A 26,539-nucleotide genomic window follows, 5' to 3' on the forward strand; every position below is an offset into this window, starting at 1 on the left:
CTTCTTTTTTCGAAAAAGTTTATTCAAAATTCGAAATATTCAGATATCTACCAACTCTTGTTACATAATGAATTGCCGAAGCTATCTTGCAGAGAAACAAATCATTAAAACAGGTGATCATGAAAATGGATGTGATCTTCCCCTTTATGAATATGGTAGTATTCATCGACAAGATTTGCTTTGATTAGAAGGGCTGAATCCTGCAGCAGTCTTTCTGTAGGCATGTCGGAAAGAATCTCGTGGTTTTCATCAAATAATATTGCACGGTTGGAAATTTCAGGGACCAACTCAAGGTTATGTGTGGAGGTGATCAACGTTTTCCCCGATTGGTTCAAACGAATCAGTAAATCAACAAGCCACCTTTGTGTGCGTGGATCAAGTTCGTTAATCGGTTCGTCCAAAACCAGAACTTCGGGATTCATCGAGAGTACACAAGCAATGGCGACTTTTCGTTTTTCTCCGCCGCTCAAATGATACGGCGATCGGTGAGAGAACGCACCTAATTGCATCAATTCTAATAAATCGATCACTCGCTTATTGATTTCCTTCTCATTGAAGCCCATTTGCCTCGGACCGAATGCAATTTCATCGAATACATCGGTACAGAATAATTGCGTATCAGAATTCTGGAAAACAAATCCAATTTTTTGATGAAATTTTCTTGTAAAAATCGGATCTTGCAGCTTTTTTTCTGTGATTTCTTCTCCCTGAAATCGGTAGCTGCCGGTATCAGGAAAAATTAATCCGTTGATCAGCTTTAACAAGGTGGATTTTCCACTGCCATTCGGCCCCATAATGGCTACAGCCTCGCCTGCTTGAATGGTTATGCTGATATTTTTCAAAGCAGGGATTCCGATATACGAGTAGGACACATTACTAATTTCAATCATTCGATATTTTATCCAAAATAATGAAATAAGATCAAAATTCCAATATGAATCGTTATATAAAAGTAATCTATGAACAAAAGACTTCTTTTCTCAACAGTACGATATTTTCCATTAAACCCGCGGCATTCCATTGCATCGTACATCTCTTTTGACATTTCGACAGATTTTATGAATAAATTTCCAGCGACTCCTGACAGCGACTGATATTTATTGCGGTTTTTCCCGACGGATCGTAATTTCAATGCATAAATTAGTTGCAGCGCATAATTTCCAAGCATCATGATGTATTTGATTGTGATGTCCAATACAAGGATGAATAAATCCGGAACATGAAAAAATTTGAAAGAACCGGTTATTGCGCTCCATTTTGTTGAATGAGAAAGTATATTAATCATCGTTACAGTTGCAAACACTTTCATAGTAATCATCATGACGCTGTATCGGTTGGCTGGAAGCAAAATTATGAAAGTGAAAAGAGACACCCAGAAACTGATTTTCAGTATGGACAGGATACGGTTTGCTTCCATCAGGCTTAACAAGCACAATGAATAGACTGAAACGATCATAACGAAAACAAAATTTTGAGAAAAAGAAAGCAGAACCACCATCAAAAAGGTGCATATGACCTTTAATACCGGTTGGATCTGATATTTCTGATCACAGGATGAATCCTGACGTTTAATTTTCGAGAGAATATGCAACAAAGACAGGATACTTTTGTTGATAAAAGTATCGCTGTCCTTTTGTGGAGAATAATTTTCGGTTGTCGATAGCCACTCAGGAAAATTTGAAAGGCTATTCAGACGATGGATTTGAGTCTTTGCCAAAAGATTCTTTCTTGAAAGATGCAATCACTTTAAAAAGGATGATTAATATCGCGGTTCCTGCGATAGCCGATAAAATATAAGCTGTTGTATCTGAAAAGCCGGACAACGTATAGTCAGGCATAATGGAATTAAAGTTGAATCCATTTTCCATACCTGCCGGTACAAATCCAAGCGGCTGGTTTCCGCCGGCAATGACATCCTTGATTTCGTCTACTCCCCATTCTCCCCATGCGGTTCCCGTTGCCAGCAATCCCAGCGGTGTCAGACAGATCAGAAGCACAATCAATGCATAAATTGCTTTTACTTTTTGTTGTTTCCCTTTATAGATCATGCCGGGAGATACTTTTTTAATAAAAGTAAAGATCGCTGTGGAAAATACGGCTTCGACAACTCCTGCGACAAGAAGATGCGGAATGATCATAGCAGGAATCGAAACAGATAGCGGGTACGGACTATATAATGGAATACCTTCCGCGTTTTTGAACAAAATTGGCTGAATGCCGAATAGAATGGCTGTACTCAGCGCTGCCATATTCAATCCGATATAAGAACCGAGAAGGATTCCAAAAAATTCTCCCTTTTCAGACGGTATCCGATCTTTGATGAACTTGTAGATGAAATATCCGAGGAATGGAAGAATGAATGCCATATTGAAACAATTGGCGCCAAATGCTAAAATGCCGCCATCTCCAAACATAAGTGCCTGAATCAATAATGCGATTGAAACGGAAATGCAAGCTGCATAAGGTCCGCAGAGAATTGCCACCAGCGTCCCCCCGACCGCATGACCGGTTGTACCTCCCGGGAGTGGGACATTGAGCATCATCAGCAGAAATGAAAAGGCAGCGCCGATTCCAAGAATTGGAATATTTGATTTTTTGATTTCTTTTTTGACTTTCTTTACAGATACAACCCAGACCGGAACCATTGCAGCGCTCATGGCAGCGCAAGTTGACGGGCTTAAATAATTATCTGGAATATGCATGACTTATCCTCTTTGAAAAGCTCAAAAAAAGCGTATTGAAAAGCTTCTTTTCGGGTTCATCCCAAAGTTTTCTGAAACAAAAAGTATATTTTTACAAAAATGGAATTCGAAGTTTCGAAGAAACACCATTCGGCAGTTCAGGAAGATGCTTGCGAATCGGGTTATTCTGCAAATTATGCTGAATATCAAATTCTTTTACTTCTACTAAGCCTTCATGGCTTATTTTTCCCTATAAATATATGTTAACCCGCCACATTTGTCAATGGATTTTTAATCAACAATACGAGCTAAGAGAATTCGGAGTAATGAATAAAAATTATCTGAAAATATTAAAAACTTTTACCGTAATTCGTGATGTTATAAATGAAATTATTTGAAAACATGTCAAATAGAATGGATGGATCTGTCATGAATTAAATCTTAGGCGGGAAGTACAAAACCATAAGAACAACAAGCTTTTTTCTTTATTTGAAAAGTCAATCTATATATCGAATTGCTGTTTAACTGGCTGGATTACAACAGAATAGTAAAAAAATCTGTTATACATTTTTTGCCAGCCAAATACCGACTCCTGCAGCTAAAACGCCAAGCATGGTACTACCGAATAAATTAAATAATCCATAGAACCATTGACCTTTTATTAAAAGTTGGATGCTATCCAGAGTAAATGTTGAAAATGTTGTATAGGCACCAAAGAAACCAACCGAAATCAGAAGCCGCCATTGCGGATCTAATGAAAAGCGTTCGGTTGCGATGGTGATAAAGAAGCCTAACAATAAGCTTCCTGAAAAATTTATCAAAAGGGTCCCGAAAGGAAACCCGATGCCGAATTTTTGTGCTGCCCATGACCCAATCCAATACCGGGCATTGGCACCAAAGACCGCACCAATTGCGATCATTATAAAATCTTTCATGTATCTGTCTCAGTTATTCAAATTTGAGCAGAGATCAGAACGGCAATTGTAAATTTTGAAAACGCCTTTGAAATAATACTGTAATAGTAATCTTTCTTGTATTTCAAATCAATACCGTTAGAACTGATTTTTTTATTCATCTGACTCTGCCGGCTACGATTATAAACCGTTTTATTTGAATTGTTGGATGCGTATCCAAAAATATGAATATAGTTTCTATTTGCTCAAAATCGTGTATAATCCTTTTTTGATAAATTGTAATGATTACAAATTTATAATCGATACAAGAAAGAGCAGTACATGGACAGTTCTTCTGATTATTTGCTAAAAAAACTATCTCAGAAAAATCTTCGTTTCTCTTTCCAGAGGATGAAGATTTTAGAATATTTGTATCAACATGAAAGTTCTCATTTGGATGCCGAAGAAATTTATGAAGCGCTTTCCCGTGTTATCCCAGGACTTTCAAAAACTACCATATACAATACGCTGCATACATTTCAGAAAGCCGAATTAATTCAGGCAGTGGATATTGAGAATTCTGAAACCCGATACGAATTGAGCGCATCAAGGCACGGTCATTTTATCTGCAAGCAATGCGGCGGGATCCATGATTTTGAAGTTGATATGGACGCGATCGTAGTTAAGGAATTATCACAATTTCAGATTGAAGAAAAAGATGTTTATTTTCGAGGGCTCTGCCCGGATTGTATACGAACCCAAAAAGAGTCAACCTTTTCAAAAAAGAATAAAAAGAAAGAGGCTAAAGATGAATCATAAAACACAGCAGAATTCATTTGTCCGATTATCTGTCGTTTTCACATTTCTATTGATGATTGCCGCAAACGCACTGGCAGCTATTGTACCGATTAACGATAAGACAACCGGAGATGTCTCCAATTCTTACCAGAATCTTTTTGCTCCTGCCGCTTTGACTTTCTCAATATGGGGTGTGATCTATATTTTATTAGCCTGTTCTACGCTCTTCCAACTGGGATTTTTTCGCGGTAAAGAGACAGTTTTGGACAATAAATCATTGGATCGAATTGGAATTTTCTTTTCAATTTCTTCCCTGGCAAATGCCGCATGGATCTTTTCCTGGCATTATGACCAGATTTTATTATCGTTGATTTGGATGCTTGTAATTCTGGTTTGTCTGATAAAGATTAACCTGATTATCAAGAAAATGGTATTAACAAAAAAAGAAAAATTCTTCATTCAAATTCCATTTCGAGTTTATTTCGGATGGATCACTGTGGCGACGATAGCGAATGTCACTACCTTCCTTGTCAGTATCCATTGGTATGGGTGGAATTTGTCCGAATCGATCTGGACCATTCTTGTCCTGGCGGCAGGTCTCGTGATCGGAGGTTCAACTTTGTTGAAGTTCCGCGATTTGACATATGGATTGGTATTGTTGTGGGCTTATTTTGGCATTTGGGTGAAACACACATCGACTTCAGGTTTTAACAGCCAATACCCTGAAATTATTGTTGCGGTTATTGTTTGTTGGATTCTGTTTCTGATTGGAGAAATTTTTATCGCTTTACGAAACCGTGATGAATCTGCAAAAAAATAAATTAGGGCATTTCAACAGTGAGAAGATTCTAATTCATGTTGGTTTTTTATTCTTGATTGAATGACAAAGTAAAAAGGGACATATATGACATTGGATCAATTAGAAATTGGGAAAAAATCAAAAATTATTGCTGTACATGGTCAGGGATCTCTGCGTGATCGTCTGTTGGATATGGGATTGACTCCTCGAACGGAAGTGATCATCCGGAAAACAGCGCCATTGGGAGATCCAATTGAGCTGACTTTGAGAGGTTATCAGTTGACATTGCGGCTCGAAGATGCGAAAAATATAGAAATCGAGGATGCTTCGTGATGATATTTGCACTTGTAGGTAATCAGAACAGCGGGAAAACAACACTCTTTAACCAACTGACCGGGTCAAATCAACATGTAGGCAATTTCCCTGGTGTAACCGTGGAAAGCAAGACGGGCGAGATTCGCGGTCACAAGGGCGTTTCAGTTGTTGATCTTCCTGGAATTTATTCACTGTCTCCGTATACCAGTGAGGAAATCGTAACGCGCGATTTTGTGATGAAACAACATCCGGATGGCATTATCAATATCGTTGACGCGACGAATATTGAACGCAACCTCTATCTGAGCATTCAATTAATTGAGCTGAATATTCCCATGGTCATTGCTTTGAATATGATGGATGAAATTCGGTCGAACGCCGGTTCCATTGATATCGCTTTAATGCAGAAAGAACTGGGAGTTCCTATAGTTCCGATTTCTGCCAGTAAAAATGAAGGAATCACAGAATTAATTAATGTGGCAGTGAAGACCGTTGAAACAAGGCAATACCCGAAACGGCAGGACTTTTGTACCGGTGCGCCGCATAGAACTATTCACGCGATTTCTCATATGATCGAAGATCATGCAGAATTAATCCGTATTCCGCCGAAATTTGTGGCGACGAAGATCATCGAGGGAGATCAACCTTTATTGAAGGCGTTACAGCTTACTGAAACAGAAATTATATCCATCGAAAACAGCATTAAGGAGATGGAGAACTCTTTGCAGACTGATCGTAAGGCAGCCATTGCCGATATGCGTTATTTATTTATCGACCGGCTTTGCAGTGAAACGGTTGTGAAACCGCTTGAAAGCAAACAGCATATCCGAACTGAGAAAATTGATCGTATACTCACGAATAAATATCTGGCAATTCCGATATTTTTGATCATGATGGGTATTATCTTCTGGCTGACATTTGGCGTGATTGGCGGATTTTTAAGCGATTTGCTCGGAAATGCAATCACCGGTTTCAGCGACATCGTAAAGTCCGGACTTGAAGCTGTTCGCGTAAATGCTGTAATGGTATCCCTCATCATCGATGGCGTTTTTGCAGGTGTTGGAAGTGTTCTCACGTTTATACCGACCATCGTTGTACTATTTTTCTTTCTGTCCCTTATGGAGGACAGCGGTTACATCGCCCGTGTTGCATTTGTGATGGATAAGCTGCTGCGGAAAATCGGACTTTCGGGACGTAGCTTTGTACCCATGCTGATCGGTTTCGGCTGTACCGTCCCTGCCATTATGGCGACACGCACACTCCCCAGCGAACGAGACCGAAAAATTACAATTTTCTTGACCCCGTTTATGAGCTGCAGCGCAAAGTTGCCGATTTATGGGATGTTTACATTGGCTTTTTTCCCGAATCATCGTGTCTGGGTGATGCTTTTTCTCTATCTTTTGGGCATTTTGCTGGCAATCATCAGTGGATTAATTTTTACAAAAACCGTCTATCGGGGAAATCCGGCTCCTTTCATAATGGAATTGCCGAATTATCGTCTGCCGAGTGTCAAATCAGTCGCGCTTCTGTTATGGGATAAAGCAAAGGACTTTCTTACGAGAGCATTTACTGTGATTTTTATCGCATCGTTAATAATCTGGGTACTGCAAACTTTCGACTTGCGATTTAATGTTGTCGCTGGAAGCGCTGAAAGCATGCTTGCCGGTATCGGAAGATTTATCGCGCCAGTGTTCCAACCGCTTGGTTTTTCGGATTGGAAGGCGTCCACAGCATTAATTACGGGTTTCATGGCAAAAGAGGCGGTCATCAGTACATTGGCTGTTTTGACCGGGACAAACTCGTCAAATCTTCCCCAGGCGCTTGGACAGATATTTACACCGCTTGCAGCGCTCTCCTATCTGGTTTTTACGCTGATTTACTCCCCTTGTGTCGCTGCGATTAGTACTATCAGACGGGAGATGCATAGCTCCATTGCAGCTTTGGGGGTTGTACTTTTTCAGACTGCAGCGGCGTGGCTGGCTGCTTTTGTTGTGTATCGACTCGGATTGTTGTTGATTTAAGGAGCCGTCATGAGCATTATCGACTATCTTTTAATTGCGGTCATCATCATTCTGGGAATTCTGGCTTTACGTTACATGTCTCGACAAAGAAACGGCTGTCAAGGCTGTCAGCATTGTCAGTATTATGATGGCTGTAATATTAAACGGAAACGAGAAGATGATCAATAAAGAAACGGATCATGCCGTTTTGACATGATCCGTTTCTTTTACTCTTAGCTGTAAATCGGACCGTAATGTTTACAGGCTGAATAATCGGCAGCCTGTTGATCAATCGTTCCGAAAGCTGCCCATGAATGCGGTCGGAAAATCTTTTCCTTCGGGACATTATGCATGGAAACCGGGATTCGAAGCATCGATGCCAGTGTGATCAAATCCGCACCTCGATGCCCATAAATCGAGACGCCGTGATTGGCTCCCCAATTTGCCATGACGGAATAGGTGTCTTTGAATGCGCCTTCACCGGTCAGAACCGGAGTAAACCATGTTGTCGGCCAGCTTCGATCTGTCCGTAAATCGAGAATATTATGCGCCTTATCAGGCAGCGTAATGGTATGACCTTCCGCAATTTGCAGGACAAGCCCTACACCTTCAACGATGTTTAGTCTCAGCAGCGTTACGGGCATGTTGGCTACGGTCTTGAAATGGCTGGAGAATCCGCCGCCGCGGAAATATTCATAATTTGCTCTGCACCAATCGGTCGCTTTCAGGCAGGCTTGAATATCTTCTTCAGTCATTTCCCACCATGGTTTCATACAACCATTGCCTGACGCGTCTTTTGCAGCGCCAGTTCCATCCAACGCTGTGGCTCCGGAATTAATCATATGGATGAAACCCTGTGCTGCCAATCCGGAGGGCTTTTCACCAGTAACTCTCTCATAGGCTTCGGGACTCCAATACGTGCGCACATCATGAAAACAAGGCGCTGTATTGCTGACCAGTGTACCTAACATCATGGACGCGCCATTCAATGTATCGTTTTCAGTGGCGAATGGAACGGGCGGTTTAGGACCATTCCAGTCAAAAGTCGTTGCCATAATAGCTTCCGAGAAATCCGCATTTGGCAGCCAATCCGTCCATTGCCGCTGTCCCTGGAATCCTCCTGCGATTGCATTTTTCCCTAACGCTTCTTCATGCCATCCCAGCTCATTCAATTTCGGATTTCCAAACAGAATGTCATGCATGATAATGGTCATTTTTACAACAAATTCCCAATCCTGATCAGCGGGAACAACCTTCGATTTTTTGATGATTTCGGGCAAGTCTTTTCCGACATTCAAATCAAATCCTTCCGGACAATTCTCCTTGACCCATTTCAAAGCTTTTTCGTATTCCTCATGGTCATAGATACCGATGGTGATTCGCCGCAATATTTCTGTCATATCCAACCATTCAGTCCGAATTCCGAAGAATTTTTGGAACACGTTGGTGTCACAATAACTTCCCATAATACCCATCGAGACGCCGCCAAAATTGACATAAGATTTATTTTTCATCCAGCCGACGGCAATTGCGCTTCGGGCAAATCGTAGAATTTTCTCCGAAACGTCTGACGGAATGGTATTATCGGTCAGATCCTGGACATCGTGGCCATAGATGGAAAAGGCTGGCAGACCTTTTTGTGCATAGGCAGCCATAACTGCGGCCAGATAAACGGCGCCTGGCCGTTCCGTTCCGTTAAATCCCCATACAGCTTTGATGGTCATCGGATCCATGTCAAATGTTTCCATACCATAACACCAGCATGGTGTTACCGAAAGTGTGGCAACAACATTGTTAGTTGAAAATTTTTCCTGGCAGCGGGCAGACTCTGCACCGCCACCGATGGTGGTGTCGCTGATGACACATTGCACCGGGGTACCGTCAGGATATTTTAATGAACTGCTGATTAAGGCTGCGGCATTTTCAGCCATTGTCATCGTCTTATTTTCCAGACTCTCTCGAACACCACCCCAGCGGCCATCAATGATGGGACGAATTCCAATTTTTGGATAGATCATGATGCATTCTCCTTGTTTATCATTCGTAAAAACTGTTGGTATGCCGCATTCCATTTTCCTTGTTCATGCGGAACATATTTCTGAATTTGAACGCTTTCGGCGATAATTGATCTGCCGGATTGAATATTTTGAATGGCTCCCAGGGCAGTCAATTGAATCATCATATTCCCGAAAACGGTAGCTTCGATCGGTCCGGCATAAACCGGAATACCGAGACTGTCCGATGCGAACTGACACAAGATCCTGGATTGAACTCCGCCGCCGACTATGTGAAGTGCCGTGTGTTTTTTGCCGGTGTTTTTTTGAATCTGATCCAGTGTGTATCGATATTTTAACGCGAGGCTCTCGTAAATGCACCTGGCTATCGCTCCGATATCGGTTGGAACGGTCTGCCCTGTTTCGGTGCAAAACGCCTGAATTTTTTGTGGAAAGTCTCCCGGAGAGGAAAAAATATCGTCATCCGGGTCAATAAAACTGCGGAATGGTTCAGATTCATTCGCCATCCTCTCAATTTCCGAATAATCCAAACAGGAATTCTCCTTTCTCCATTCCCGACGACATTCTTGGATGAGCCAAAGACCATTAATATTTTTCAGATAATCAATTTTCCCATTGGCTCCCAGTTCGTTGGACATATCATCTTTCATACTCTCGTAAGTCAAGACCGGTGAATCAAGTTCAGTGCCGAATAATGACCAGGTTCCGCAGGATAGAAACGCAATATCCGGCGCATTGGATGGAAGCGCAGCGATGGCGCATTGTGTATCGTGACCGGCAGCCGCTATTACTTTTGATTGGGGAATATTCAATTCTCTGCAAAGTTCCTGACGCAGTTCTCCGACAATGGTTCCCGAGGGGATCACATCTTGAAGCAGAGAGCGCGGAATACCCAATGGCGTGAGAATGGCATTTTCCCAGGATAATGAAACCGGATTGAACATTTGGCTGGTTGAGGCAATGGATCGTTCACTGTAAAGATTTCCGGATAAAAAGAAACCAAAAAGATCAGGCATGAATAATAAGGTCTGAGCTTGTTCGAATTGCCTTTCTTTTTTTGAGGCAATCAATTGAAACAGCGTGTTTATTTTAAGGATTTGGTTCCCTGTCAGGCGGTACAAATCAAAATCGGATATTATTCTAAATACCTGTTCGGGAATTGAGTCGGTGCGGTTATCCCGATAATGAACCGGCATTTCAGAAAGTTTTCCCTCACGATCAAGGAATCCATAATCGACACCCCAGGTATCTATTGCAACACTATCAAAACCGCCCGAAACATGAGCTTTCTTGAGGCTTGTTTTGATTTCGTCCCATAAAGAATCAAAATCCCAGCATAATTTTTCGTTAACGGTCAACGGGCGATTTTCAAAGCGATGAATTTCTTCGATCTCTAATTTCTGATCCGCAAATCTTCCCAGGAATGCTCGTCCATTGGAAGCACCTAAATCAATAGCAAGAACGTGAATTTTTTTTTGCATAATTTGACCCGGTTAAAGTATGTTCTTTTTTTCAATCCTTTTGAATTATTTTCTATCTGACAGAATTAAAGAATTTCCTTATTCGTTATGTATCAATAATTCGATTTCCTTCCGTAGATTTTTTATCGCAGTTTCGATGGGACATTTTTGCTGCAGAATGCTAAAAACATGTTGATAAATCAAATTTTCAACGGTAGTTATAGGAACAATACTGCCATTCGGACGATAAACTGATTTCCTTTGCCGATTTCCTGGATAAATTTTGTCAATGATAGAAAGCCATGGATAATGACTGACAAGTTCATCATTGGTATAAACATTCTTCAGGACTGACTGCCCATTAAGTATTGTAAAATAATTTTCCAAATCAGGATCACATGTCCATCGAATTAATTCAAAAGCTTCTTCGACCTGATTGCTCCTGGCGGAGATTCCAAATCCCCAGCAGCCTAAAACCGAAATTCCGCCTGGAATATAATCGTATCCGATTTTTCCGATGATTTTCGATTTTGAATGATTGTTGACATCCGCGATAAAAGAAGCAAATCCGACCAGCATGGCGCTTTTTCCAAGATAGAAATCCTCCACGGTTTTTTCGACGTTGTCATCCAGTGATGCGGGATTGGTACTGCTGAAGGTTTCGATAAAGCTGGTAACCCCTTTTATGAATTCTGGTGTATCAACAGCAACATTCCCGTAAGTGTCGAAGACTTCTCCGCCGTATGCCCAGATTCGCGGCATTAATTCCGGTAACAATACAGATGCATTTTTTGCAGCGACAGAGGTCCCAAATTCCACAGGCGAACTCGAGTTTTGTGATCGTGTGAAAAAACTGCTTATGACATTGAACTCAAACCAGGTTTTGGGGACACGCAATTTTGTCTGGTATTTTTTTTCAAATTGTTCTTGAATCAGCGGATTATCAAACAAATCTTTTCGGTAAAGGAGCAGTTGGGGACCGAAATTGATCGGAAGTCCGTAATATCGGTTATTCAGCATGCCGACTTTTTCCGGTAATTTGTTTAAAAATATATCTTTATTAAATTCTTTCGCCTGAACAAAACCGGTTATATCAGCAAGACAATGATTTGCAACCAGGATATCTAACCAGGGATTGTCATACATCAATATATCATACTGCCTGAGTGTTTCTTCTTTCACCAATCGGTCAAACAATTTCTCATGTTCACATAGGGTAATGTCGAGATCAATTCCAGTTTTACTTGAAAAATCAAAACGAGTTTGAATGATGGTATGCGCATTCGGCGAATTGAGAAGGAGCAATTTCAAAACTTTATTTTGATATTGTTTTTGTGAGAGGGAAAAACTGTCATTTTCAAACAAATTTCGATTAATGATTTTATCTTTCAGAATGATCTGCTGCTTTTCAAATAAGAGCGGACTTTTCAAATTGTTGAGTAATAATTTTGCAGCCTTTTTTCCGATAAAATGGGCAGGCCGCATGGTGTTAATAATGCCGTTAAAAGTGATATGGTAATTCCACCGTTCCTGACTGAACGAGATGATCAATAAATCTTTTTCTGTTGAAATCCCGATGATCGATGCAGCCTGTTCGATTCCTGTGGAGATATTTTGTGAGGTGGAAATAATCACTTGCGGATGTTTTTCCTGTAAGAACGATATGGCAGTTCGGAATGATTCTTCTTTGGTGGATCGAATGTGATGTACCAAACCTTCTTCTGGAATGATATTTTTACCGGCAAAAAAATCATAGTATGCTTTCGAGCACTCTTTTTCGCATGAAAAATTTTCTGGACCAGCCATTAAACCGATTTTTGTATACCCTTGTTCCTGTAATTGCGAAAGCAAAAAAATCATCGTTTCATAAGGATTTGAAGATACAAAATTGATATCGTTAGGAATAATTTTTCTGTCGATAAAAACGGTTATAAAATTATTGGGTTTTTCAAAAAAATGGGCATCCGTTTGGCAGGAAACTACGATCAAACCTCTGATATCCTTTTTTAAGAAACTTGAAAGGATTGCGATTTCTGTCTCCGGTACATCATCGGTGAGCCCCAGGTTCACATAATAATTACTGTTTCTCAGCTCCCTTTCGATTCCAGCGAGAATGAATGAATAATACTGATCATATATGTTCGGGAGAATGACGCCGATTTCCTGATTATTCCGTGATCGCAGACTTTTTGCATATGTATTCGGTTTGTAATCTAATTTTTCTATGGCATCCTTGATCATCTTTGCTTTTTCAGGCTGGACAAATCTGGCTCCAGTGCAGTAATTGGATACTGTACCGATTGAAACACCTGCTAAAGCAGCGACTTCTTTGATTGTACTCATATGAGATCCTCAAGAAAAATGATTTCTGTATATTATATCTGAATATTTTCAATTTTTATGAATTGAAATTTAAAATATTAAAACGATTCAATATATTTCAATGCTATCTTGACAAGATAAATTATTTATGTGAGAATTTTTTTCATAAACTCACTGAATATGAATCGATAAAAATCATACCTATAAAAAAAAATAAAAAAATTATGTATTATTACAGAATAACCGATTGTAATTCTGGCGATTCTGCAAAAAAATTGTTTTTTGAAAAGAATTCAATGATTCATCAAATCTGATCGAAATTCATGGAAGGGACGGCAGAACTGTGACAGATGTGTTATTACAGATGACGGATATACAAAAATCGTTTCCAGGTGTTCATGCACTCGATAATGCTTGTCTGGAAGTAAAAAAAGGGGAGGTTCACGGATTAGTCGGTGAAAATGGTGCCGGCAAATCTACCCTGATGAAGATACTTACAGGAATTTATAAACGGGACAGCGGGTCGATTAAATTTCGCGGTAAAGAAATTCATGTCAATAATACAAGAGAATCCCAGCAGCTCGGAATTGGAATCATACATCAGGAAATCAACTTAATGCCCCATTTGACAGTTGCCGAAAATATTTTTATCGGGAAAGAACCGATGAAAGGGCTGTTTCTTGACAAGAAAAAAGCAAACGATGATGCAAAGAAAATGCTAAATGCGTTGAACATCGATATTGATCCGGCTATTCCAACCGGTCAATTAACCGTTGCGAAACAGCAGATGGTGGAAATCGTAAAAGCGCTTTCTTACGACAGTGAGCTACTGGTGATGGATGAACCGACCTCCTCTCTGACAGAAAATGAGATTGAGGAATTATTTAAGATTATCCGTAACTTAAAAGCAAGAGGTCACGGAATTATTTACATATCACATCGATTGGATGAACTTCCAATTATTACCGATCGCGTCACGGTGATGCGCGACGGACAGTATGTCGGGACGGTTGAAACTGCCAAAGTGACCAAATCAGAGATCATCAGCATGATGGTCGGCCGGACAATCTATGAAGAACCAAAGGTAAAGAGCACGGTTCCGGCTGATGCTCCCATTGTTTTGGAAGCCAGGCATTTATGCGGGAATAATGTGAAGGACGTCTCCTTTTGTCTTCATAAAGGCGAAATATTGGGATTTGCCGGGCTGATAGGCGCCGGTCGTACAGAGACAATGCGAGCATTATTCGGGGCTGATCCTCTGGACAGCGGAGAAATTATCGTAAATGCAGAGCCTATTACCGTAAAGAGTCCGAATGATGCAATTTCGCATGGTATTGGTTATCTTTCTGAGGATCGGAAAGGATTTGGTTTGGCAATAGGACTGGCTGTCCGCGATAACAGTGTCATGGCAAATCTTGATGCTTTTTTGAAAGGTCCATTTACCAACGATCCAAAAATTGATCGGACAACGATAGACTATGTTGAAAAAATTAATATTAAGACTCCATCCGTAAGTCAGTTAGTGGTAAATCTGTCCGGAGGAAATCAGCAAAAAATTGTTGTTGCCAAATGGTTGATAAGAAACAGCGATGTTTTGATTTTTGATGAACCAACACGAGGCATTGATGTCGGCGCAAAACAGGAAATCTATAAGCTGATGAATGAACTCGTTGCAGAAGGAAAATCGATAATTATGATTTCTTCAGAACTTCCTGAACTCTTACGGATGAGCGATCGAATCATTGTTATGTGCGAGGGCTGCATCACGGGTGAAATGAATATTGAAGATGCAACCCAGGAAAAAATCATGACTTTAGCGACATCAAAAATGTGAGGTTATTGGTTATGGAAAAAAATAAAAAGTTCAATTTTACGAAAATTCTTGCCCCGATCGTTTTGGTTTTACTGTACTTATTTTTCTCGATTTTTGGAAGAAATTTTTTCTCAGATGATTATTTGATCAACATTTTAGATGGCTCTTATTACATTGGTTTCATGGCAATTGGAGTCACCTTTGTTATTATCACCGGCGGAATAGACCTTTCGCTCGGAACGACAATGATGTGCGCCGCATTGTTGGGTGGTGCTGCTTTCAATATATGGCATTGGCCGATGATTTGGTGCTTGCTGCTCGTTGTTTTTGTTGCGACTGCCATTGGCTTTCTAAATGGAGTTTTAGTCGCGTATTTAAATCTGCCGCCATTTATTGCAACATTAGGTACGCAGATGATGGGTATGGGATTTGGCGCGATTCTAACACGAGTACAAACGATGCGTTATCCTACGTTTGGTACACCTGAAGGATGGTTTAAGAATTTTTTCTATAAAACCACAGCTGGGTTCCCTGTCGGTATTTTCTGGCTTTTTGGTTTCTTTCTGATTGCGTTGATTTTACTCAGTAAAACAAAATTTGGCAGATATACGTTCGCAATTGGTTCAAATCGGGAAGCAGCGCGTCTTTCCGGAATCAAAATCAATCCATGGCTGACTGGTGTATATACTTTTTGCGGTTTTTGTTGCGGACTGGCTGGAATTTTCTATGCGGCTGTGTATACATCCATCATCCCCAGTACTGGCAATGGCATGGAACTTCTTGGAATCGCGGGAGTTGTTATTGGTGGCACCAGCATGGCTGGCGGAACCGGGACTCTGGTTGGTACGCTCATTGGCGTTTATATTATGAGCGTTCTGAAACAGGGACTGATGTCGATGGGTTTACAGAGCCATTGGCAAACCTTCTTTACCGGTGTCGTAGTTATCGGAGCGGTATTATTAGATCAATATCGTTTGAAACAAGGCGCCAAAGTGAAGAAATGAATCGTTGTATAACCATCAGAAAATTGATCTGGTGGAAAGTATGAAACTTTTTGGAGGAAAATGATGAAGAAACTTTTAGTTGTTGTGTCCGTATTATTAATTCTTGTTTCACTGTCAGCTTTTGTTGCGCCCGCTGTCGCGGCTGATACCCCGTATATTGCAATGATATCCAAGGGATTCCAGCATAAATTCTGGCAGACAGTTCAGGCTGGTGCGCAAGCTGCTGCAGAAAAATATGGCGTCAAAATTACGTTTGATGGTCCTCCTTCTGAATCTGACATCAGTGTTCAGGTGGACATGCTGAATGCAGCGATGGCTAACAATCCGGCAGCCCTCTGCCTTGCCGCACTGGATACCGAATCGGTCACAGAACAGTTGAATACCTGCAAAGAAAAAGGTATTCCTGTAATCGGTTTCGACAGCGGTGTACCGAATGCTCCGGAAGGCTCAATTATTTCAACGGCTTCTACCGACAATGAAGCAGCTGGCGCTTTAGCGGCAGATCAGATGGCAGGTATCGAAAAAGTCATGGCAGCTATTACTGGCGCCACCAAAGATGCCCCCATTGTGCTGAGTGTTATCAGCCAGGATGCAACTTCTGCATCGATTACCGGCCGTACTACCGGCTTTGTGAATCGCATGTATGAAATCTGCAATGAGAAACAGCCAGGACTCGTTGCGGTTACCGGTCATGACAAATGGAAGAAAGCATCGGAATCCGGTGATGTAGCCATCGAAATTCTGGTTTCGATTGCAGCTTCCACCAGTGTAACGGATTGCCAGACTGCAGCTCAGGCTGTTATTCAAAGAGGACCAGTGGGTATTTTCTGCACCAACTCCGGTTCTGTCGACGGAATGTTATCAGCAACAGCAGATGGCTCGGATCTGGATCGTGAAAAAGGACGCTATAAGGACCTGGTAGTGATCGGTTTTGACTCCGGTGCAACACTGCTCAACGCCGTTCGCAATCAGTGGTTCCATGGTGCAGTGACCCAGGATCCATATATGATCGGATTCTATGCAGTTGAACTCGCTGTCAAAACTCTCAACGGTGAAAAAGTCGATCCGATTGTGGATACCGGCTGCCAGTATTACACCTATCAAAACATGGATGATCCGGCAATTGCTGCCCTTCTCTATGAATAAGATTGGTCTGTTTTGATTTGCAATGGGGCAGTCCAAATTCGGGCTGCCCCATTTGATAGAAGCGATTTGAAATATCAAAAAGAGGTTCTCTCGGTTGATTTATAAGGTCGGTTAAATTATTGGTTCTTGGTTCGATTGATAACGAATTAATGATCTAACCGTTCATGCAGCTGAAAAAACAAGCGTAATTGGATTTGAAGTGTTTTTATCGATGGAAGTACAGTATCCGAAAAGAGTTTTATGGAGGACATATATGCTGATTGGAATACCAAAAATATTATCACCGGAGATTATTGCGACGCTTTGTGAAATGGGGCATGGGGATGTAATTGTTCTTGGAGATGCGAACTTTCCGGGAAAACGATTCGCAACAGAAGGCGGATGTAAATTTTTACGAGCAGATGGAATCTCTGGAACAGCGTTGTTGGATGCGATTCTGACTGTAATTCCCTGTGATACCTATGTAGAGAGACCGGTCATGTTAATGCAGAAGATGGATCGTGATGCGGATCTTTCCATCCCGATCTGGGATGAATATCAGAATATTGTTGCCCGGCATGATGATCGCGGCGCCAATGCGATTGGTTTTTACGAAAGATTCAAATTTTATGAAGAATCCGCTAAATCATATTGCATAATTCAAACGGGTGAAGAAGCGATTTATGCCAATGTGATGATTCAGAAGGGCGTGATCAAGTAACATGGATCGCAATTATCTGCTGGGAATTGATATTGGAACGAGTGCATGCAAAATTGCAGTATTCACTCGAGAAGGATCCGTTTTCTGTTCCTGCACAGAAGAATATCCTGTCTATTATCCACAAGATGGCTTTGTGGAACAGGAACCGGATGACTGGTGGAAGGCTGTCTGCAAGGGAATCAGACGTCTTTTCTCTGAAAACCCAATTCAGGCTTCTGAGATTGCCGGCATCGGAATTGATGGACAAAGCTGGGCGGCGGTTGCAATCGATGGTGAGGGCAGCGTTTTAACTCGGAATCCAATCTGGCTGGATTCACGGTCAAAAAAGATTTGCCAGCAGGTTGAAGAGCGGATTGGCGCGAAAAGGCTGTTTGAATTCAGCGGAAATCCTTTAAAACCGCAGTATACAACGGGAAAAATTCTGTGGTACAAGGAGCATTTACCGGATGTATATCGGAAAATAAACAAAATCCTGCAATCCAACAGCTTTATTATCTATCGCCTGACAGGTGTCATCATGCAAGATGTTTCCCAGGGATATGGAATTCATGCATTCGATATGCACAAAGGATGCTGGGATAATGAAATGTGCCGTGAAATTGGTATTCCGAGATCCTTTCTACCGGAAATCGCGGCCTGTCATGAAATTGTCGGTCAGGTTCTTCCAGAGGCTGCTGCACAAACCGGTTTATTAGCAGGAACACCGGTTGTAGCTGGCGGCTTAGACGCTGCATGCGGTACACTGGGAGCTGGTGTGATCGATACAGGGGAGACACAAGAGCAAGGAGGTCAGGCGGGTGGCATGAGCATCTGTATTTCCGAATATTGTTCTGATCCGAGACTGATCCTTGGCTATCATGTAATTCCGGGAAAATGGCTGTTGCAGGGCGGAACAACTGGAGGAGGAGGAGCACTGAAATGGTTTGAACGTCAATTCGGATATGAGGAGCGGTTGGAAGCAGAAAAGGAGGGGTGTTCTTCTTTCGAGCTGCTTAGTCGATTAGGGGCAACCGTTGATGCAGGAAGCGATGGCGTAATATTTCTGCCCTACATGGCGGGAGAACGATCCCCCATTTGGGATGAAAACGCCAAAGCGATTTTCTATGGATTGGATTATTCGAAAACGAAAGCCCATATGGTGCGTGCGGTGATGGAAGGTGTGGCATATTCATTGAGACATAATCTGGATGTAGCTGAAAGCGCAGGAGCAAAAGCTGGAAAACTACGCGCTATGGGCGGATCAGCCAATTCCTTGTTATGGACACAGATTAAAGCGGATGTGACAGGCAGAGATATCGAAGTGCCCTCTTCGGACACAGCAACCACCCTGGGTGCAGCCATACTGGCCGGAGTCGGTATTGGTATGTATCGGGATTTTCCAGAAGCTACTGCCAGCACTGTAAAAATAAAACGGATGCATTTCCCTGATTCATTCACTCAGGAACGCTATCGCAGAGGCTATGAAACCTATCTTGAATTGGTCAAATTATTAAAGAATCTTATGGAAAAAAATCGATTTGGATCTGCATAAAATGTTTTATTTCATTGTTACTTCTGTATTGATGGAAGGAACAGCGAAATAAAGCATTTTATCCAAATTATCTATAAATCTCAAACGGTAATGAAAATGAAGATGATGAAAGCAGCAGTTTTGGTCGCAAATGAAGATGTTCGTTATATGGATTATGAGGAACCGTTAATACAACCGGGAACTGTAAAAGTAAAAGTAGTTGTTTCTGGAATTTGCGGTTCTGATGTTCCGCGTGTTCTCCATAACGGAGCCCATTTTTATCCGATTGTATTAGGACATGAATTTTCCGGGGAAGTTGTGGAGATTGGTGAAGGCGTGTCTTCTGTGAAAGTTGGTGATCGAGTTGCAGGAGTTCCCTTGATTCCCTGTATGCAATGTGATTCCTGTCTGAAAGGAAATTTTGCTTTATGCCGGAATTATCGTTTTATCGGTTCCCGTGAACAGGGAAGCAATGCCGAATATATCGTCATCCCTGAGAAAAATGCTGTTGTTTTTGATCAATCGATCTCTTTTGAACAGGGCGCAATGTTTGAGCCGTCAACAGTCGCACTCCATGGCGTGCTGCAAAATGATTTCCGAGGTGGAGGACTGACCGCTATTTTAGGAGGAGGCACCATTGGAATATTTACATCTCAATGGGTGAAACTTCTGGGCTCTCGAAAAACTGTAGTTTTTGATATCAACCAGGAACGTCTTGAATTAGCCAAACGCCTGGGTGCCGATGAAGTCATCAATACAAATGAATCCGGATGGTTGGAAAAAGTTCAAGCGATAACAAACGGTAAAGGATTTGATTATCTGTTTGAAACTGCCGGTGTCATTCCAACGATGAAACTGTCTTTTGAACTTGCATCGAACAAAGCCAGGATTTGTTTTATCGGTACTCCGCATAGTGATCTTTCCTTCACTCCATCAGAATGGGAAAAACTTAACCGTAAAGAATTTTATCTCACCGGTTCATGGATGAGTTACAGCGCTCCTTTCCCGGGGAAGGAATGGCTGATGACAGCAGAATACTTTGCTTCCGGGAAACTTCAATTTGATGAAGGCCTTGTTGGAAAACGGTTTCCGATGAGTCAGGCTCAGGAAGCATTCATGCTCTACAAAAACCCTGGAGCTGTAAACGGTCGGATATTACTTATTAATGATTTTTCTTAAAGGAAGGAATGAAGAATGACAATACAAATTGACCCAAGTCTAATCCCTCAGAGAACACTTTCTGACGGAACAAAAATCCCGTGTATCGGAATGGGAACTTTCGGATCTGATCGATTTACACCGGAACAAATATCTGCAGCAGTTGCCGGTGCGATCGAAGCAGGATACCGTCTTTTTGATTGTGCCGCAGTGTATGGGAATGAGGATAAAATTGGAGCTGTTTTTCAGGCAGCGTTTGACAAAGGGACTGTCAAACGTGAAGATCTTTTTATTATGACCAAAGTCTGGAACGATATGCATGGAAGAGGAGATGTGCTGCTCTCCTGTGCGAAAAGTTTGAAAGACTTGCGCCTGGATTATGTGGATTTGTTCTTTGTCCATTGGCCTTTTGCGAATTATCATGCTCCCGGATGCAGTGGCGATGCGAGGAATCCGGATTCCAAACCATTCAGTGTAGATCGATTTATGTCTACCTGGCGGCAATGTGAACGACTCGTTGACATGGGATTGGTACGATACATCGGGATGTCCAGCATGACGATTCCAAAACTGGAGGCTGTTCTGCCACTGTGCCGGATTGCTCCAGCTGCCATTGAGATGGAACTTCATCCGAGCTTTCAACAACCTGAGCTTTTTCAATATATCGTCAATAAAGGAATTCTGCCAATTGGTTTCTGCCCGATTGGATCTCCGACCAGACCAGATCGTGATAAGACGCCGGATGATGTGGTGGATATCCAAATGCCTGAAATTGTGGAAATTGCAAAGGCTCATGGCGTACACCCTGCTGTCATCTGTTTGAAATGGGCTGTTCAGCGTGGTCAGGTTCCGATTCCTTTTTCAATTTATGAAAATGAATACGTCAGTAATCTGCGATGTACAATAGAAGATCCTCTTACTGAATCAGAGATGGAAATGATCCGACACGCGGATAAGAACTGCCGCCTGATTAAAGGACAAGTATTTCTTTGGGAGGGTGCGAAAGGCTGGGAGGATTTGTGGGATCTCGACGGGACAATAACAAAATAAAGGATCTTTAAACGTTTATGATTATTTCGGTTACGTTGAATCCTTCCATTGATAAATATTATGAGGTGGATGAACTGCTGCCGCATCAGGTTATGCGTGCAAAGGTTGTCAGCAATACAGCAGGCGGAAAAGGGATGAATGTATCACGAGTGGCTGCATTAGCCGGAGAAGCGGTAACTGCAATGGGCTTTTTAGGAGGACATTGCGGCAATTATTTTGAAAGTCTGGTTGATGTCAGCAATCTAAATTGTGCTTTCACGAAAGTACGCGGCGAGACTCGAAGTTGCATCAATATCCATGATCTTGCCACCAATCTAAGTACGGAGGTGCTTGAACCCGGTGAGCCGGTCACTGCTGAAGATTTAGCGCGATTTCTCACCGACTTTGAGAAATACCTGCCGCTTGCAGACGTTGTGACGATTTCCGGCAGTTTACCTAAAGGAGTCAAACCAGTTTTTTATTCGCAGCTGATTAACCTGGCAAAAAAACAAGGGAAAAAAACAATTTTAGACTCCAGTGGTTTAGCGCTTGCAGCGGGAATCGGAGCACAACCGACGATGATTAAACCAAACTTGCATGAAATCAGACAGCTTTTTTTAGAAGACATTTCTACAACAGAAGATCTGGTTCAAATCGGACAGAAGTTGAATGCCAAGGGTGTTGAATATGTCGTCATCTCTCTCGGAGAAGATGGCGCACTGATGGTCTGTCCCGAAGGGGTTTTTTCAGGGAAACCGCCGAAATTAAAAATCGTTAATGCTGTTGGATGCGGGGACAGTATGGTTGCAGGATTTGCCTGCAGTTTTCAGCGAAACTATACTGTAGAAGATTCCCTGCGTTTCGCTGTGGCAATTTCAGCAGCGAATGCGCTTACAGCCAGGACAGGATCGTTTCAAGAGGAAGATCTGAAGAATCTGCTGAAAGAAGTAAGGATCCAAAGATTATAAATCAGTTTGAAATATGGGAAGGAATTTTTGTTGTTGTGATGTTGTTGCGCAAAGCGCAACAACATCACAACAACGATTTTTTCCCGATTGATTCGAATAACAAGTCAATCTTTCGAATTACTGAAGGTTTAAGGAATACATTGAATATAGAGGTAAACTATGCCACTTGTTACAACAAAAAACCTTCTGCTGGATGCCCAAAACGGACACTATGCAGTAGGCGCATTTAATATTGAAAATATGGAAATGGCTCAGGCCGTTATTCAGGCAGGAGAAGAATCCCATTCCCCTTTGATCATTCAGACTACTCCTTCCACTTTGAAATATGCATCTCCGTCTCTGTTTTTCTCTATAGTTCAATCATTGGCGGCTTCTTCAAATATTCCGGTAGCGATGCACCTGGATCACGGAGCATCTTTTGATCAATGCTGCCAGGTGATTCAGGCAGGATATACATCTGTGATGATTGATGGATCAAAATTATCTTTTGAAGAGAATATTCAGATAACAAAAAAAGTGGTTGAAACTGCGGATTGCTGTTCCATTCCGGTGGAGGCAGAACTTGGTACTGTTGGAGGGAAAGAAGATACGCATGAGGTTCAAGATAAGGATGCGTTATATACCAATCCTGAGCGGGCGAAGGAATTTGTCGAACGTACCGGAATCAGCAGCCTGGCGGTGGCGATTGGTACTGCTCATGGTTTCTATAAAGGAATTCCGAAATTGGATTTTGCACGTCTTGCACAGATACAGGAGATTGTTTCCATCCCGCTGGTGCTGCATGGTGCATCCGGCGTTCCGGATGATGCTGTGCGTCAATCCATATCCCTTGGAATCTGCAAGGTCAACTTTGCGACAGAATTGCGTGCGCATTTTACCGATGCCTGCAGAAAAATACTTGTTGATCCGGATGTCATTGACCCTAAAAAATATGGAGCAGCCGGAAGGGATGCAGTGAAAGAATTTGTGAAAGAACGGATTTTGGTTTGCGGGTCGGATGGAAAAGTATAGAAAGTTGTGAAAAAGGTCAGGTCAGATGATTGCCTGTTGGTGATAATCTGACCTTTTTATTTTAATAAAAAACAGCTTGTATAGGTGATGGTTAAATTGCCGTTGTTATAGGGAATTCCAGAAAGTTCGCAGACTTTGCTGACCCAAAGGCCATATGCCTCCATGGATGAAATGGATTTCTCAGGAAATCTGCATGGTTCATCCGGGTAGGAACATTTTTTACAGATAGTACAGGTACCTGCTCCCATCGGTAGTATGTCTGGATAACGGATTTTTAATTTTTCGATGAACGAAGAAAAAATTTCCTTGTGATATTCACCGGTTGATTGCATGGTTTCATAATCAAATTTATCTTCCAGCTTGCCGATCGATTGAACAATGATTCCGAATGAATAGGCTGCAACGCTTTTTGCCGCTTCTTCAATACTTCCACATGCCGGAGGACAGCGCCAATTTTTATTGTAGCTGCGACAGCGATCTGCTCGGCACATATCGCGAACTTCGGGCATGAATATCAGCGCTTTGGTATTTAATGGTCCAGCCTGAGAGAATCCTGCGTCGATGGCTTCCTGGATGAGCGCTTCTGTATTGTATTCCATCAATGGATATTCCTTTCTGTGTGTCGATCAAAACCAATTATAAGGTCAAAAGTAAATGAACCATTTCTAACCACCACCAAGTTTTCTCGATTGATCCATAAGGTTGATTGATATTTCGAATTGCTGATTTCGAAAAAAACATGGAAAGGAATTGAGAAAATTATACAAAGGGATGTATGAGTGAAAACATCCCTTTGTTAACGATGAAATAAAAAAAATCATTGAGGAAGTGGTTCATTAACAGGAAAACATCCGCAAATCACAAAAGAACGTATATGCATATATCTTCCCTTTTCAGGACTGCACATCCATATTTGACCGATTGGGCAAAGCAGTTTATCTTCGTAAAGACCGGCATCTCTTGCCTGTTTTTCCCATTTTTCTCTTACAAGATCCGCTGCACCGGTTGCTTCAGTCCCGATTCCACAGGTTGGATTTTTGGCTATAGTACTGTAAACATTCCATAATCCATCCGGTATGTCCATGCCCATCAATTGAATGGTCGCTGCGGCATTGGCGAGTGCTGTTGCCAAATCCTGCATACGTAATTTGTATGCTTCCATATCTCCTCTGCAAAGTGCTTCGTCGATTAATGCAGGCAGCTCACGCACCTGATTCAGATAGTACGTTACTGACCCGATCAATTGCGATGGAGTGAGCAACTCAAACTTAGCTGATACAGACGAAACCGTTCCCAAAAGGACAACCAGGAAGACTAACAGAAAAGCAATTCTTGTCTTTTTATTCATTCTTTTGCTCCTTTTTTTGTAAGTCAAAAATTTGAATTGTTATTACGATACGGGTAGATGATTAATGTAACATTTGTTTAATCTTACAATTGTTTGTTGGTTGGATACAAGCCTTTAAATTCTTTATCAGTACCTCGAAGGTAGACATACTTTTCAAATAGCGAGCGGCAATTCGTAATATGGGGAAAATTCTATAATGTAATGTTGATTTTGTGCTTTATGCCAATCATTCATGGATTGATCATTGCAAGGAGGACGTCAGCCAGACGAAGCAATCTGTTATCAAATATGGCAGAAGCTTGCTTCTCCCCTACGAGAGGTTTGATCTATTCCATTTGACTAGATAATAAATACTTATAATATAACATCATTATTAAGGTTTAAGTTATATATAATTTTTAGACGATTATTATTCGTTTCTCCTGATTTCCATATTACAATTCTCTATCATGAACCAGCATTTCGAAAGGCTGGACTTAATATTGATTTAGTGGCTGGTTAATAAAAAAATGATGCAAATTGGTAATTCAGGCTCAATGATATCCAATTTGCATCTTTTTCTTTATTTGCAGAAATATGGAATTTTTTGAAATGAACTGTCTTTATAAAAAACGTTCCATTTCAATTATCAAAAAAAGTTTATAGATAACCTGGTGTGTTGACAGGGAAACATCCGCAATTCATGCGACGAGGATAATATAAATATTTTGCCTTGTCAGAGCGGCACATCCATATTTGACCAATAGGACAAGGTTGTTTATCCTCGTAAAGGCCGGCATCCCTTGCCTGCTCTTCCCATTTTTCTCTTACAAGATCCGCTGCACCGGTTGCTTCAGTCCCGATACCACAGGTTGGATTTTTGGCAATAGTACTGTAAACATTCCATAATCCATCCGGTATGTCCATGCCCATCAATTGAATGGTCGCTGCGGCATTGGCGAGTGCTGTTGCCAAATCCTGCATACGGTATTTGTATGCTTCCATATCTCCTCTGCAAAGTGCTTCGTCGATTAATGCAGGCAGCTCACGCGCCTGATTCAGATAGTACGTTACTGACCCGATCAATTGCGATGGAGTGAGCAACTCAAACTTAGCAGATACGGACGAAACCGTTCCCAAAAGGACAACCAGGAATACTAACAGAAAAGCAATTCTTGTCTTTTTATTCATTCTTTTGCTCCTTTTTTGTAAGTCTAAATTTTCTAAAATTGCTACAATACCGTTGGATGATTGATCAAATATTTATTAAATCTTATATGAGTTTGCTGGTTGGATACAAGTCTTTATAATCTTTACCAGTACCTCGAAGGTGGACATACTTTTCAAATAGAGCGTGGAAAATTATCGTTGTGTTGATTTTGTGCTTTATGCCAATCATTCATGGATTGATCATTGCAAGGAGGACGTCAGCCAGATGAAGCAACCTGTTATCAAATATGGCAGAAGCTTGCTTTGTCCCAACGAGCGGTCTGATCTATTCCATTTGATTAGATAATAAATAATTATAATATGACATCATTATTAAGGTTTAAGTTATATACAATTTTTAGACGATATATATTCGTTATT

At 41.5% G+C, this 26,539-nt stretch carries 25 protein-coding genes; 14 read left to right on the forward strand and 11 right to left on the reverse strand.

All coding sequences use genetic code 11. The features are described from left to right. Window positions 1–104: 104 nt before the first annotated feature. The 5 genes from ATC1_RS08700 to ATC1_RS15095 all read right to left on the reverse strand — a co-directional run bounded on the left by ATC1_RS08700 (window position 105) and on the right by ATC1_RS15095 (window position 3,756). Entirely contained in the window at window positions 105–890 is a 786-nt protein-coding gene (locus ATC1_RS08700) for an energy-coupling factor ABC transporter ATP-binding protein (RefSeq protein ID WP_062280501.1), read from the reverse strand. A gap of 8 nt (window positions 891–898) precedes the next feature. Further along, entirely contained in the window at window positions 899–1,717 is an 819-nt protein-coding gene (locus ATC1_RS08705) for an energy-coupling factor transporter transmembrane component T (protein ID WP_201777266.1), read from the reverse strand. Continuing rightward, window positions 1,686–2,702, reverse strand: coding sequence for a cobalt transporter CbiM (gene cbiM, locus ATC1_RS08710; RefSeq protein WP_062280504.1), 1,017 nt, complete (start codon window positions 2,700–2,702; stop codon window positions 1,686–1,688). Before cbiM ends, ATC1_RS08705 begins: the two co-directional genes overlap by 32 nt. 539 nt (window positions 2,703–3,241) lie before the next feature. Further along, window positions 3,242–3,616, reverse strand: a complete 375-nt coding sequence (gene crcB, locus ATC1_RS08715) for a fluoride efflux transporter CrcB (RefSeq protein WP_062280507.1) — start codon at window positions 3,614–3,616, stop codon at window positions 3,242–3,244. Window positions 3,617–3,633: 17 nt separating this feature from the next. Next, window positions 3,634–3,756: a hypothetical protein gene (locus ATC1_RS15095; RefSeq protein WP_269079295.1), complete on the reverse strand. Its 123-nt coding sequence runs from the start codon at window positions 3,754–3,756 to the stop codon at window positions 3,634–3,636. A 160-nt stretch (window positions 3,757–3,916) separates the two neighbouring features. On the opposite strand from ATC1_RS15095, the gene ATC1_RS08720 reads away from it, so the two are divergent. The 5 genes from ATC1_RS08720 to ATC1_RS14825 all read left to right on the forward strand — a co-directional run bounded on the left by ATC1_RS08720 (window position 3,917) and on the right by ATC1_RS14825 (window position 7,675). Next, window positions 3,917–4,393 carry a Fur family transcriptional regulator gene (locus ATC1_RS08720; protein ID WP_062280510.1) on the forward strand — a complete coding sequence of 159 codons (477 nt, stop codon included), beginning with the start codon at window positions 3,917–3,919 and terminating at the stop codon, window positions 4,391–4,393. Beyond that, window positions 4,383–5,192 (forward strand): hypothetical protein, encoded by an 810-nt coding sequence (locus ATC1_RS08725; RefSeq protein WP_062280514.1) that lies wholly within the window; start codon window positions 4,383–4,385, stop codon window positions 5,190–5,192. The genes ATC1_RS08720 and ATC1_RS08725 overlap by 11 nt, the downstream gene beginning before the upstream one ends. 84 nt (window positions 5,193–5,276) lie before the next feature. Continuing rightward, complete coding sequence (locus ATC1_RS08730; protein ID WP_062280519.1) at window positions 5,277–5,504, forward strand: FeoA family protein; 228 nt, start codon at window positions 5,277–5,279, stop codon at window positions 5,502–5,504. Beyond that, a complete protein-coding gene (gene feoB / locus ATC1_RS08735; RefSeq protein WP_062280521.1) occupies window positions 5,504–7,507 on the forward strand; it encodes a ferrous iron transport protein B in 2,004 nt (667 codons plus the stop codon). The genes ATC1_RS08730 and feoB overlap by 1 nt, the downstream gene beginning before the upstream one ends. A 9-nt stretch (window positions 7,508–7,516) precedes the next feature. Next, window positions 7,517–7,675, forward strand: a complete 159-nt coding sequence (locus ATC1_RS14825) for a hypothetical protein (protein ID WP_154664740.1) — start codon at window positions 7,517–7,519, stop codon at window positions 7,673–7,675. A gap of 44 nt (window positions 7,676–7,719) precedes the next feature. On the opposite strand, the gene ATC1_RS08740 is transcribed toward ATC1_RS14825, so the two are convergent. From ATC1_RS08740 to ATC1_RS08750, 3 genes are all read right to left on the reverse strand, one after another. Further along, entirely contained in the window at window positions 7,720–9,504 is a 1,785-nt protein-coding gene (locus ATC1_RS08740) for an L-fucose isomerase (protein WP_062280525.1), read from the reverse strand. Continuing rightward, a complete protein-coding gene (locus ATC1_RS08745; RefSeq protein WP_062280528.1) occupies window positions 9,501–10,982 on the reverse strand; it encodes a rhamnulokinase in 1,482 nt (493 codons plus the stop codon). The genes ATC1_RS08740 and ATC1_RS08745 overlap by 4 nt, the downstream gene beginning before the upstream one ends. Window positions 10,983–11,060: 78 nt before the next feature. Next, on the reverse strand, window positions 11,061–13,304 hold the full coding sequence (locus tag ATC1_RS08750) for an extracellular solute-binding protein (RefSeq protein ID WP_062280531.1): 2,244 nt from the start codon (window positions 13,302–13,304) through the stop codon (window positions 11,061–11,063). A gap of 322 nt (window positions 13,305–13,626) precedes the next feature. On the opposite strand from ATC1_RS08750, the gene ATC1_RS08760 reads away from it, so the two are divergent. The 9 genes from ATC1_RS08760 to fba all read left to right on the forward strand — a co-directional run bounded on the left by ATC1_RS08760 (window position 13,627) and on the right by fba (window position 23,622). After that, window positions 13,627–15,117, forward strand: a complete 1,491-nt coding sequence (locus ATC1_RS08760; protein ID WP_062280541.1) for a sugar ABC transporter ATP-binding protein — start codon at window positions 13,627–13,629, stop codon at window positions 15,115–15,117. An 11-nt stretch (window positions 15,118–15,128) separates the two neighbouring features. Continuing rightward, window positions 15,129–16,100 carry an ABC transporter permease gene (locus ATC1_RS08765; RefSeq protein WP_062280545.1) on the forward strand — a complete coding sequence of 324 codons (972 nt, stop codon included), beginning with the start codon at window positions 15,129–15,131 and terminating at the stop codon, window positions 16,098–16,100. Between the two features lie 60 nt (window positions 16,101–16,160). Then, entirely contained in the window at window positions 16,161–17,246 is a 1,086-nt protein-coding gene (locus ATC1_RS08770; protein WP_201777267.1) for a substrate-binding domain-containing protein, read from the forward strand. A 253-nt stretch (window positions 17,247–17,499) separates the two neighbouring features. Further along, window positions 17,500–17,946 (forward strand): RbsD/FucU family protein, encoded by a 447-nt coding sequence (locus tag ATC1_RS08775; protein WP_062280552.1) that lies wholly within the window; start codon window positions 17,500–17,502, stop codon window positions 17,944–17,946. 1 nt (window position 17,947) lies between these two features. Next, window positions 17,948–19,477, forward strand: coding sequence for a xylulokinase (locus tag ATC1_RS08780; RefSeq protein WP_062280556.1), 1,530 nt, complete (start codon window positions 17,948–17,950; stop codon window positions 19,475–19,477). Window positions 19,478–19,582: 105 nt separating this feature from the next. Then, window positions 19,583–20,635 carry a galactitol-1-phosphate 5-dehydrogenase gene (locus ATC1_RS08785; RefSeq protein ID WP_062284048.1) on the forward strand — a complete coding sequence of 351 codons (1,053 nt, stop codon included), beginning with the start codon at window positions 19,583–19,585 and terminating at the stop codon, window positions 20,633–20,635. Between the two features lie 15 nt (window positions 20,636–20,650). Continuing rightward, complete coding sequence (locus ATC1_RS08790) at window positions 20,651–21,664, forward strand: aldo/keto reductase (protein ID WP_062280559.1); 1,014 nt, start codon at window positions 20,651–20,653, stop codon at window positions 21,662–21,664. 17 nt (window positions 21,665–21,681) lie between these two features. Beyond that, window positions 21,682–22,611 (forward strand): 1-phosphofructokinase, encoded by a 930-nt coding sequence (gene pfkB / locus ATC1_RS08795; protein ID WP_062280562.1) that lies wholly within the window; start codon window positions 21,682–21,684, stop codon window positions 22,609–22,611. Between the two features lie 159 nt (window positions 22,612–22,770). After that, complete coding sequence (gene fba / locus ATC1_RS08800; protein ID WP_062280566.1) at window positions 22,771–23,622, forward strand: class II fructose-1,6-bisphosphate aldolase; 852 nt, start codon at window positions 22,771–22,773, stop codon at window positions 23,620–23,622. Window positions 23,623–23,678: 56 nt separating this feature from the next. On the opposite strand, the gene ATC1_RS08805 is transcribed toward fba, so the two are convergent. The 3 genes from ATC1_RS08805 to ATC1_RS08815 all read right to left on the reverse strand — a co-directional run bounded on the left by ATC1_RS08805 (window position 23,679) and on the right by ATC1_RS08815 (window position 26,140). Continuing rightward, window positions 23,679–24,221 (reverse strand): DUF2284 domain-containing protein, encoded by a 543-nt coding sequence (locus ATC1_RS08805; RefSeq protein ID WP_062280568.1) that lies wholly within the window; start codon window positions 24,219–24,221, stop codon window positions 23,679–23,681. 218 nt (window positions 24,222–24,439) lie between these two features. Continuing rightward, window positions 24,440–24,970 (reverse strand): hypothetical protein, encoded by a 531-nt coding sequence (locus tag ATC1_RS08810; RefSeq protein ID WP_062280570.1) that lies wholly within the window; start codon window positions 24,968–24,970, stop codon window positions 24,440–24,442. Window positions 24,971–25,609: 639 nt separating this feature from the next. Then, entirely contained in the window at window positions 25,610–26,140 is a 531-nt protein-coding gene (locus ATC1_RS08815; protein WP_062280572.1) for a hypothetical protein, read from the reverse strand. Window positions 26,141–26,539: the final 399 nt, after the last annotated feature.

It is taken from the genome of Flexilinea flocculi (assembly GCF_001192795.1).
Taxonomy (GTDB): Bacteria; Chloroflexota; Anaerolineae; order Anaerolineales; family Anaerolineaceae; genus Flexilinea; species Flexilinea flocculi.